This window comes from Pedobacter sp. MC2016-14 (genome assembly GCF_020991475.1).
GTDB lineage: Bacteria > Bacteroidota > Bacteroidia > Sphingobacteriales > Sphingobacteriaceae > Pedobacter.
Window position 1 is genome coordinate 147,296 of the sequence record NZ_JAJMPA010000002.1, and the last position, 11,485, is coordinate 158,780.

The window sequence follows — 11,485 nt, forward strand, 5'->3', positions numbered from 1 at the left end:
ATAATTGATTGTTAAATTCCTATAAGTGAGTAAGGGAATCAGAGCGCTCAATACTCATAATGTGCACTGAACATGTCCCAGCCACATCCATATCTGTTGCGGTTGTGTGGGAGGCTAGGAATATATGTCTCTAAACGGTGGGATCTCTGGGTAAGCGCAATCAGAGACTAAATAGGGGTGCTTAAGGCTTAGGAAGTATACACAAATTGAATAATTTTATTTCAAGATCGATGGGAACTTCAGGAAAAGCTTGAGAAATAATCCAGTCAACAAAGCGCAACAGTCAGATAGTCTGCTAAATTCATAAAATAGAACATTTGTAGGCTTTATTTAAACAAATGTTCTACCGTTCAAAAGGTGCCGGTAATATCTTTGATGAACCAAATACCGATTACAAAATCAATAAACCAAATGAACAATATGAAAATTTTAGTGGCAAGTTGCATGATTGCAGCATCTGCTTTATCTCTAAAAGCGCAAGAGAAATCAATAATCGTTGAAGCGGAATCCGGGAAAGCTGGAAGCCAGTGGGAAACAAAATCTGAGCTGGGAATGGACTTTATTACCGTAAAGTCTGATGGGCTAAGTCCCGATCATCCCGACAATGAAGATCGGGTAGTGACGTACAAGGTTACGTTTCCAAAGCCGGGAATTTACAATCTCTATGCAAGAATTAGGGTGGGGGCTAGTGGGCCAAAGGACGATAGTTTTTATACATCAGAGAGTTTTGGTGAGATCAGCTACGAGAACCAATCTTCATGGACTACTTTTAACGGACTCTTTAATAAAGGCTATAAAAGTTCTGATGCTGCCGCTGTAGTGGATGAAGCTGGAGCTGCAGGGACTAAAGAATGGAAATGGATTAAACTAACCGGCTTTAGCAGTATGGAAAAGGGACTCCCTTATAAAGTAAAGGAGAATGCCCTAACACAAATTTTTAAACTTGGTGCCAGAGAGGATGGGATAGATATTGATAAGTTTGTTTTTAGCCCGTCCAAACAGGATATGACCGTTCAAGCCCTTAACGCTGCTGAATAAGAAAACGCTACTACTAAAATAATGTGCTCGGTTCATGGCAAGGTTTCCTTTGTCATGAATTAAATGATCAAGAGCTCAAAACGAGGTGTTAAGGATGAAAATTCTTAATGTCAAATAAGTAAATAACCAAATATGAAAAACCTAAAACGATTGTTGATACTGGTAGGTATCCTTTTTCTTCAGGCTATTCCAACCTTAGTAGCGGCTCAAACTGTTATTAATGGAGTTGTACTGGACGAGACGGGAAAGCCTTTGCCAAGCGCGGTGATTAAACTAAAAGGCGGCAATAAAAGTAGTGTGACCAATGAAAACGGTGAATTCCGAATCCCTGTACCTCAGAACATTAAAACGATTACAGTAACTTTCCTGGGCTATCACGATCAGGACGTGTCTGTAAATGGCACTAAAAATCTTACTGTAAAAATGCTGCCTAATCTTCGCAAGCTAGATGAGGTAGTAGTGATCGGCTATGGAACCCAAAAAAAATCTGATGTTACCGGCGCTATTGGCTCTGTTGATCAGGAAACCATTGCTAAATCCGGGGTTACCTCTATAGAGCAGGTTTTGCAGGGACGCATTGCCGGCGTTCAAATGACAACCAATTCGGGGATGCCTGGCGGTGGAACTTCTATTCAAATCAGGGGATTAAATTCTATCAATTCAACCAATGAACCTATTTATGTAATTGACGGCGTAATTATCGCCTCCGGAACAGGACAATACACCACTAACGCATTTGCCTTTATTAATCCTGCAGATATCGAATCCATTGAAGTACTTAAAGATGCTTCAGCAACAGCTATTTACGGATCTCAAGGTGCCAATGGAGTTATCTTAATCACAACTAAAAAAGGTAATTCAGGTATGCCAAGAATTACGATAGATGCTAAATATGGCGTTCAAAGTCTTCAGAAATATTTGGATATGACTAATTTGAGGGAATACGCTCAGCATGCCAATGACCGTGCAATTTTCTTAGGCCAGGCAATCAACCCTAATTTTTCAAACCCTTCTTTACTTGGGACCGGAACGGATTGGCAGAGGGAGATTTTTCGCCCGGCCGCGATGAGTAATTTTAATTTCTCTGCCTCAGGCGGAACAGATGTTACAACCTATGTCATTTCGGGAAGTTACCTAAACCAGGAGGGCGCCTCGGCTGGTTCGGGATTTAACCGTTTCACTTTTTCCACAGGTATAGATTCCAAAATAAAGCCCTGGGCAAAGTTGGCTGGAAAGCTAACACTAAGCCGTACCGATCAATTGGCCTCTATTGCAGAATGGAATATTATCAATAGTGCGGTTAGGCAATCGCCATCTGTGCCCGTCAGAAATCTCGACGGAACTTATGGAGGACCTGAGGACTTAAATGATCAACTTTCAAATCCATTGGCCATTGCGGAACTTTTGGACCGCGGCAATAAGAAGCTGAATGTATTGGGCAATGTGTCTTTAGATGTTACTCCTTATAAATGGCTCTCTCTCAAAACTGAATTTGCAACCAATCTGGACAATGATCAGGGCAGGCGATTCATTCCAACTTATACATTGGGTGCCAGGGTAAATTCGCTCATAGAAAATCAGCAAACCCAACGGTATTCCAGCAACTGGAGTTGGAGAAATCTGGCTACATTCAAATATACCTTCAATAAAAAACACAACATTAATGCAGTTTTGGGACATGAAATGACAGAAAGGTATTCAAATTCCTTATCTGGATTGCGTTATGGAGGAAGCAACGACTTACGCGACCTTGATGCAGGAGATATCATCAATTCTCTTCCTACTGGTAGTACCAATTATACAAAGTTCAACTCCGTTTTCGGGCGTTTAAATTATACCTTGAATAACCGATACATCTTAACCAGTACCCTGCGGTATGATGGCTCATCTAATTTTGCAGAGGGCAAGCGATGGGGCCTTTTTCCTTCTGCAGCATTTGCATGGCGAGTTTCGCAAGAGTCATTTATGAAAAACATAACTGAAATTAGCAATTTGAAGCTCCGGTTTGGTTATGGAAAGGTTGGGAATTCAAACATCAGGCAATTTGCTTATGCGGCTATGCTTGCAAATGTACCAACTATATGGGGCACAGGCCAGGTTGTGGCTAATGTTCCCAATGCCGATGTTACCTGGGAAAGTACCTCATCCTTCAATTTGGGTTTAGACCTGGGTTTGTTTAAGAATAAAATAGACCTGGTTGTTGATTTGTATACAAAACGTACGGATGATTTGCTCCTTTCTTTAAACCTACCCGCAATTACTGGTACAGCCGGTGTTGGAAGTGCAAGTTCTCCCTGGGGAAATGTAGGCTCTATGGAAAACAGGGGTGTTGAAGTTGCACTCAAAACGCAGAACCTGACCAGGAAAAACTTTAGCTGGAGTTCCAATATCGTGTTCACGGCCAACCGCAACCGGGTCCTTCAATTGAATGCCGAATCCGCCATTATCAATAAGACTTATCAGCTAAGCGGAAGTGACATCATTGTAACCCGCACGCAACCAGGACGGTCAATAGGTGAGTTTTATGCTTATAAAACAATTGGCAGGATTAATTCTGCGGCAGATATTTACGACGCTGATGGTAAAGTGAAAATTGCAATTCCAGAGGGACAAATTATTGACCAGACCAATGGTATCGGTGTTGGCGACCTAATTTGGGATGATTTTAACCAGGACGGCGTAATCAATGAAAAGGACAGGCAATTTGTAGGTTCACCACTTCCAAAATTCACATTAGGACTGGGAAATAATTTTACCTATAAAAACTTCGATTTTAGTATTTTCTTCCAGGGATCGTACGGAAATAAGGTGATGAATTTTTTAAACCTTAATATTGACGACCCGAACTTAAATTTTGGTAACCTAACCAGAAGAGCAGGGGTTGATTATGCGAGGGTAAGTTTGATAAATCCTTCAGGCTCGGCCACTGACATCAATAATTTGATTGTTACCGGCGGAGACGATTCGATGCCGAGACTGTCAAGAAATAACATCAATTCAAATAACCGATTGTCTTCCAGATTTGTTGAAGATGGTTCTTACATACGTCTTCAAACTTTAAATCTTGGTTATACACTTCCAGCTAAGTATTCGTCTAAAATTGGCCTGAGTAGTGTAAGAGTAAACGTGAATGTTCAAAATTTATTCACAATTACCGGATACAGTGGATATGATCCGGAAATCGGTATGGTACGCGACCAGTATTCTAATTCAGGTCAAAATGCTTTATTAAACGGTATTGATGTAGGTAGATATCCCTCTCCGAGGAATGTGATTTTTGGGCTTACTGTTGGATTATAATAAATAAAAGATGAAAAATATATTAAGGTTTATCTTAGGTGCCTCATTGCTGACTGTACTTTTCGGTTCATGCAAACAGGACTTTTTGGATGTAAAATCCAATAATCAGTTTACATTAGCTACCTATTACACTTCCTATGATCAGTGTAGAAGGGCTACGGCGCCTCTATATAACATTGTTTGGTATGAGTTTAGTAGCCAATTTTATTTCTTGGTTGGCGATGGCCGGGGAAATAATTTATTTACCCCTTATACCAGTGGAGAATCGTATATCAGACTTACAGAAACGGGGGAAACCCCCACATTAATTGGTGCTTTTCAATCGCTGTATGTGGTCATCACCCAAGCAGATTATGTAATCAACAACATAGACAGGGCACTGGAATACAAAGTAACCCAGGGCCAGGTTAATGCCTGTAAAGCAGAAGCTCGTTTTATGCGTGGACTTGCCTATTGGTATATGGGTTCTGTATGGGGGAATGTCCCTATCGTAGAAGATCCAGAAGCGATAGCCAAAAATTTTAAAGTTAGGGCCAATAACTTTGAAGACGTATTGCAATACTCCATTCGTGATTTGGAATATGCCGCACAATGGCTACCCGATACAGACGTTCCTGGTCGATTAACAAAAGCGAGCGCCAATGCTGCTTTAGCAAGACTTTATATTACTGCTGCCTGTTATGCAAGAGGAGGTAAATTTAGCAGCCGCTGGACAATAACTGCAGCCAGCTATTATACAATGGCGCGAGACGCTGCCAAAAAAGTTATAGAAAACACCAAATACAAATTGATGGATGATTATGAGCAGTTATTTCGTGTACAAAGTAACAACAATACAGAATCTCTCTTCTCTTTACAGTTTGTTCCCGGTTCTTCCGTTTATGGCACAGGAAACAGGACACAAGACTGGCTTGCCCACAGCACGCTGGTTACGGGTGGCCTAACAGCCTATGGTGGATCTGTCTTTGCATCTGGAGAATTGATCAAACTGATGCAGGACAGGGTAGAGTTAAAGCGTAGAAAAGCCATCGTGTTTTTACCCGGTGCTATCTATGATTATCTTGGCAAAGACTCACCTGAAGGAAGGTATGTTGCGTATACCAAGGCAGGTAATGGGTATAGTTACCCCAACATCAAAAAGCATGTTGTAGGTGGATCAAAAGATACGGATGGTGCTGCAATCAATGGCAATTCTGGACTGGCAATGCCGATGATCAGACTTGCCGAAGTTTACCTGCTCTATGCAGAAGCGATCCTGGGTTTAAATTCATCTACAACAGATTCAGAGGCATTGAAGTATGTTAACCTGGTAAGGGAAAGAGCAATATTAGATCCGGTGCAGGAAGTTACTTTGGCAAACCTTTGGGACGAGCGGAGGGTTGAGCTTGCTATGGAGGGCCAGTTTTGGTATGATATGGTTCGCAGGGCCTATTGGGATGAAGCCTGGGTATTAAACTACATGAAAAACCAAAACCGGTCACGTTATTATAACTATTTAAACTCAAGCTCTCCAAATACCTTTACCTGGAGAACGGATACGGATGGCAAACAAAGCAATGAGCCTACAAAAGAACGGTTACTTTTACCATACCCAGCTACTGAACTCGTAATGAATCCCTTACTTCGGGAGCCTTCGGTACCATTTGATTTTGGACAATAGCCCTTGATAAATAAATGAAATTATGAAAAAGTTACAGCATACAGGAGCAGGATTTTTAGTGCTCGCAGCCATATTCAGCACATTCTTTCTACTTTCCTGCAGGAAAGAAAAATCTGGTGGGGCAAAAGCAATCACCGTAAACAGGGTATCGCTTCACAATCCAACCACCACAGACTCTACAATTACAAAGGTTAGGGTTGGCGCAAACATCAGGTTAGATGGTAGTGGGTTTACATCGCTTCAACAGATCTATATCAATGGAATTAAAGTAGGAGTAAGCCCTACCTATGTTACAGAGACCAATGTGATCTTAACGGTGCCTTCGGATCTGCCTTTTGGAAATGATATTTCTGATGTCAATCTGCGAAATACCATTCGCCTGGTTTCCAGAACTGATGACATCACCATACCTTTTATCGTTCAGGGCGCTGTGCCAGTGATCTCTGCCGTATCACACTCCCTGCCTAAAGAAGGAGATGTCATCCAGATTTTTGGAACCGGTTTCAGGGAGATTACAAAATTGACATTTCCAGGTAACATTCAGGTGAGTCCAGACTTATTTCAAATTAACACTGAACGTACCGCAATCACGGTAACTGTACCTGCCGGCGCAACTACAACGGTGGGGGCGATAAGAATTGATGGGGATAATGGTTCTGCAAATTCACCTGGATATATGAACTTTGCAGACGGTGTATTTGTTAAACTTTTTAGTAATGACCCTAATGTTGCCGGAGGTGTAGCAGAATGCAACCAAAGAACTTACAATTTTGGTAGTACCAATCTTATATCGGGGAACCAGACTACATTGCTACCCAGCACAGGTGCAGGGCCTAAAAATCCACAGACTTACAGACAGGTGCCTATAACAAAAACAACTGTAGCGGTGGATTTCTCGGCCGGTTTTGATTTTCGTACCTGTGCGGCAATTACTGCTGTTCTGGGCTCAACAAATGGGGTAGTTAAAGAAAGTACTGCCATTGCAAATTTGGCCATACAGTTTGATTATTACATACCAGTAACCTGGTCTTCAGGATTAATTAGGCTAGAATTGATTAGTGGCAACACACAATGGCGTTATAATTATGCCCCATGGGCAGCCGCTGGAGGTACAAGAACGCCTATTGACATGAATGGCTGGCAAACGGTTACAGTTCCGTTGAGTGCTTTTTCAGGGATAAATGCAGGAAGTAAATCAATAGGAACACTAAAGGAATTATTGGATGTTATGGTTGGAAAAGGAGGAGTGTTCAGGTTCATAAACGGAACCTTTACAAGCTCAGGTGGTGTAGCTTATCCTGCCAATCCCATTGCAAATTTCCAAATTTCTTTCGGTAATTTCAGAATGGTGCCTTACGGTAAGCCATCTTTAAATTAGAAATAATACAATGGTTAGTTTAGCTGAGGGAGCGGAGTAATCCGCTTTCTCTAAATAAAATTGATATGACAGCAAAAATACATTACGCAATTTTCTTCTGCATTTTCTTTGCATTAGTTTACGGTTGCAAGGCACAAAGTACCTCTATACAAGATGGTAAAAAAGGCCTTAAAGATTATTACAGGAAGTACTTCCCTATTGGTGTTGCTGTAAATCCACAGACCTTAAGTGATCCGGATGAAAGGGCTTTGATTTTTAAAGAGTTTAATAGTATAACTCCAGAAAATGCAATGAAAATGGGGCCTATACATCCCAAGGAGCAAACCTACAATTGGCGTGATGCAGATTCAATCGTAAATTTTGCTGTCCGCAATAAATTAAGGGTAAGAGGCCATACACTACTTTGGCATGAGCAAACTCCGGATTGGATTTTTAAAGATAAGGAGGGCAGGGAAGTAAGCAGAGAAGTTTTACTCCAGCGTTTAAAAGAGCATATTTATACAGTTGTAGGTCGGTATAAAGGAAAAATATATGCATGGGATGTAGTCAATGAAGTTATTGATGATAACCCAAACAACTTTCTTAGAAAATCAAAGTGGTTAGACATCATAGGAGAAGATTTTATTGCAAAAGCATTTCAATATGCGCATGAGGCTGATCCTAATGCATTGCTTTTTTACAACGATTACAATACGGAAAGGCCTTCAAAAAGAGATAAAATTTTTAAGCTGTTGAAACAACTTTTAGAAGCCAAGGTACCGATTAACGGGATAGGGCTACAGTCGCACTGGTCTATCTTTGAGCCTAGTGAAAAAGATTTGAGGGCATCTATAGAGGCGTATGCCTCATTGGGCTTGCAGTTGCATTTTACTGAGGTGGACATGTCTGTATATCCCTGGGAAAAAGATAAGCGAAAAAAACGCGATGGGGAAACGGACGCCCTGAGTGCGGAGCAGGAAAGTAAGCAAGCCATGCAGTATGCAATGGCATTCAGACTATTTAGGGAGTACCGTAAAAGCATTACAAGTGTAACCTTTTGGAATGTTTCTGATAGGTATACCTGGCTTGATCTCTATCCCGTAGAAGGGCGAAAAAACTATCCATTGCTCTTTGATAAAGATTTAAAAAGAAAAAAAGTGTATAACGAAGTCGTAAATTTTTAGAAGTAATTATGCTGCGGATATTTTTTAGAGGGCTTGCCGTTTCTATTTTCACCCTATCGTTAACACTTGGCGTAGCTTATGCTGGTGAAGATGAGGTGTATGTTTCCAATAAAAGGACAAATAATAGTTTTTGTTTAACTTCCACTGGTAAAGTGGCCGATATTGTATTTAATGCTAAAGACGACATAGGAGTGATACGGGCGATAAGGAACCTTCAGTCAGATTTAGAAATGGTAAGTGGCCTGAAGCCTAAGACTTTTGAAAGTGGCGTTATGCCGCAAGTTAAGGAAATCCTGCTGGTTGGAACTGTGGGGAGAAATGTATTGATAGATAAACTAATTGCTGAGCATAAGCTTGATGTCTCTGCTGTAAAGGATAAATGGGAGGCCTCTATAACGCAGGTTGTGCTGAACCCTATGCCTGGCGTAGATAAAGCATTGGTCATAGCCGGCAGCGATAAAAGGGGTACCATTTTTGGTATCTATGATTTATCTGAGCAAATAGGGGTAAGTCCATGGTATTGGTGGGCAGATGTTGCCGTAAAACCCCAATCCGAACTTTACGTACGTCTGGGATCATTTAAAAGGTTACCCGGCGTAAAATACAGGGGCATATTTATCAATGACGAGGCACCCGCGCTATCAAGGTGGTCAAAAAAGACGTTTGGAGGCTTTAATGCGAAGTTTTATGAGAAAGTGTTTGAATTGATCCTTCGCTTAAAGGGAAATTATTTCTGGCCGGCGATGTGGGGAAGTGCGTTTTATGTGGATGACCCTAAAAATCCGGAACTCGCCAATGAGATGGGTGTAATTATAGGAACTTCCCATCATGAACCCCTAAGCAGGGCTCAAGCGGAATGGAAGAAATACGGCGGTGGGGCATGGGATTACAGCACCAATAAGAATCAACTTTACAATTTTTGGTCTGAAGCAATAGAAAAGAATAGTAAATATGAAAATATCTTAACCATTGGCATGCGCGGTGATGGAGATGAACCAATGAGTGAAAGCAGCAATGTTGCACTATTGGAGCAAATTGTTAAAGACCAGCGTAAAATTATTCAGGATAAAACTGGAAAACCAGCGGAAAAAACACCTCAGGTTTGGGCATTATATAAGGAGGTGCAAGATTACTACGACAAGGGGATGCGGGTTCCAGACGATGTGACTTTACTTTTGTGCGATGATAATTGGGGTAATATACGACGCTTACCGGCTTTAAATGAAAAGAAAAGGGCAGGTGGTTATGGAATTTATTATCATTTCGATTATGTTGGCGGGCCCCGGAATTACAAATGGCTAAATACAAATCCAATTACTAAAGTTTGGGAACAAATGAACCTGGCTAAGGAATATGGTGCAGATCGTTTATGGATCGTAAACGTAGGTGACATTAAGCCTATGGAGTTTCCAACTCAGTTTTTCCTGGACATGGCCTGGAATCCGGGGAGATTTAATGCTTCCAACCTTCAACAATATACAATAGATTGGGCAAAAAAACAGTTCGGAGCTCAACATGCTGAAGTAATTGCCGATATCATTACGAAGTATACCAAATACAATGGAAGGGTAAAACCAGAATTGTTAGATGAATTTACTTATAATATAGCCAGTTATAATGAATTTGAAACAGTAGTAAAGGATTACAAAATACTTTCAGAACAAGCCCGAAAAGTACAGGAGGAATTACCTTTAGCGGACCGAAATGCATTTTTTCAGCTGGTTATGCATCCTGTAGAAGCCTGTGCTAATTTATATGATTTGTATTACTGTGTAGCGAGGAATAAGTTGTATGCATCTCAAGGAAGAGCAGCTGCAAACGATATGGCGCAAAGGGCAGAGGAACTTTTTGCCAAAGACCAGCAAATAAGTGATTTTTATAATTATAAAGTTTCTGAGGGTAAGTGGCAGCATATGATGGATCAGGTTCACATAGGATATACTGGATGGCAGGAGCCGAAAACCAACAAATTACCACTGCTGGAAAGAATTACTGTTCCAGAAGAAGGTAACCTTGGGGTTGCAATAGAAGGCTCGCAACGTTGGTGGCCCAACTCAAAACTGGAGGCTAAACTTCCTCAGTTTACACCGGTTTATAAAGCGCAACACTTTATTGAGCTCTTCAACAAAGGCATAAAGCCCCTGTATTATAAAATCAGTGCTGCAGAAAGTTTTGTTGTTTTAAGCTCAAACGACGGTCAACTGCTCAATCAGGAACGGATCCAGGTTGGCATTGATTGGGAAAAGGCCCCAAAAGGAACAATGAAAATTCCCATAACGATAGCTGCTGCTGGAAAGCAAGTAGTAGTTTATGCAGAGGTTTTCAATCCTTCTGTGCAAAATAGCAATGAAATGCAGGGTTTATTTGTGGAGCAAAATGGTTATATCTCTTTAGATCCTTCAAAATATAGCCGTTCAATTCCTAAAAATGGCGACGAATGGAAAGTGTTGCCTAACCATGGCAAAACCAACTCCGCAATTTCAGTTATACCGGTTACAGCTAAGCGCAAGGACCCTCAGTCATCTACTTCAGTGGAGTATGATTTGTATTTATTTAAGGCCGGTGTTCACAAAATTAGCACTTATGTATCGCCTACACTTGATTTTAAGGGTGGTGCAGAATTAAAATTCGCCATTTCTATAGATAATGAGATGCCAAAAACAATCAGTCTGCACAATAACTTAGGAGGGTCATGGGAAGATAATGTGGCCAAAAATATAAAAGTGCTGAGCACATCGGTGTCAATTTCTAAGCCTGGCAAGCATGTTTTAAAAATTTGGATGGTAGATCCAGCAGTTGTGATTCAAAAAATTGTTCTGGATACAGGTGGTATGCAAGCCTCTTACCTTGGCCCACCAGAGCGTCCGGCGGTTAAATAGACAATGAATTTGCTTTAGGGGATTCATAATGTAGTAATACAATGATTATATTAGTAGGTGTTTATGT

At 41.0% G+C, this 11,485-nt stretch carries 6 protein-coding genes; all 6 read left to right on the top strand.

Going from position 1 to position 11,485, the window contains the following annotated elements; all coding sequences use genetic code 11:
• Positions 1-420 precede the first annotated feature (420 nt).
• The 6 genes from LPB86_RS13070 (at position 421) to LPB86_RS13095 (ending at position 11,418) form a co-directional block, all read left to right on the top strand.
• On the top strand, positions 421-1,038 hold the full coding sequence (locus LPB86_RS13070) for a hypothetical protein (RefSeq protein WP_230644615.1): 618 nt from the start codon (positions 421-423) through the stop codon (positions 1,036-1,038).
• Between the two features lie 132 nt (positions 1,039-1,170).
• Positions 1,171-4,338, top strand: a complete 3,168-nt coding sequence (locus LPB86_RS13075; RefSeq protein ID WP_230644617.1) for a TonB-dependent receptor — start codon at positions 1,171-1,173, stop codon at positions 4,336-4,338.
• Between the two features lie 10 nt (positions 4,339-4,348).
• On the top strand, positions 4,349-5,998 hold the full coding sequence (locus LPB86_RS13080) for a RagB/SusD family nutrient uptake outer membrane protein (protein WP_230644619.1): 1,650 nt from the start codon (positions 4,349-4,351) through the stop codon (positions 5,996-5,998).
• A gap of 22 nt (positions 5,999-6,020) precedes the next feature.
• A complete protein-coding gene (locus LPB86_RS13085) occupies positions 6,021-7,376 on the top strand; it encodes a glycan-binding surface protein (RefSeq protein ID WP_230644620.1) in 1,356 nt (451 codons plus the stop codon).
• A gap of 65 nt (positions 7,377-7,441) precedes the next feature.
• Positions 7,442-8,539, top strand: a complete 1,098-nt coding sequence (locus tag LPB86_RS13090; protein ID WP_230644622.1) for an endo-1,4-beta-xylanase — start codon at positions 7,442-7,444, stop codon at positions 8,537-8,539.
• Positions 8,540-8,547: 8 nt separating this feature from the next.
• On the top strand, positions 8,548-11,418 hold the full coding sequence (locus LPB86_RS13095) for a glycosyl hydrolase 115 family protein (RefSeq protein ID WP_230644624.1): 2,871 nt from the start codon (positions 8,548-8,550) through the stop codon (positions 11,416-11,418).
• The last annotated feature ends 67 nt before the right edge of the window (positions 11,419-11,485 follow it).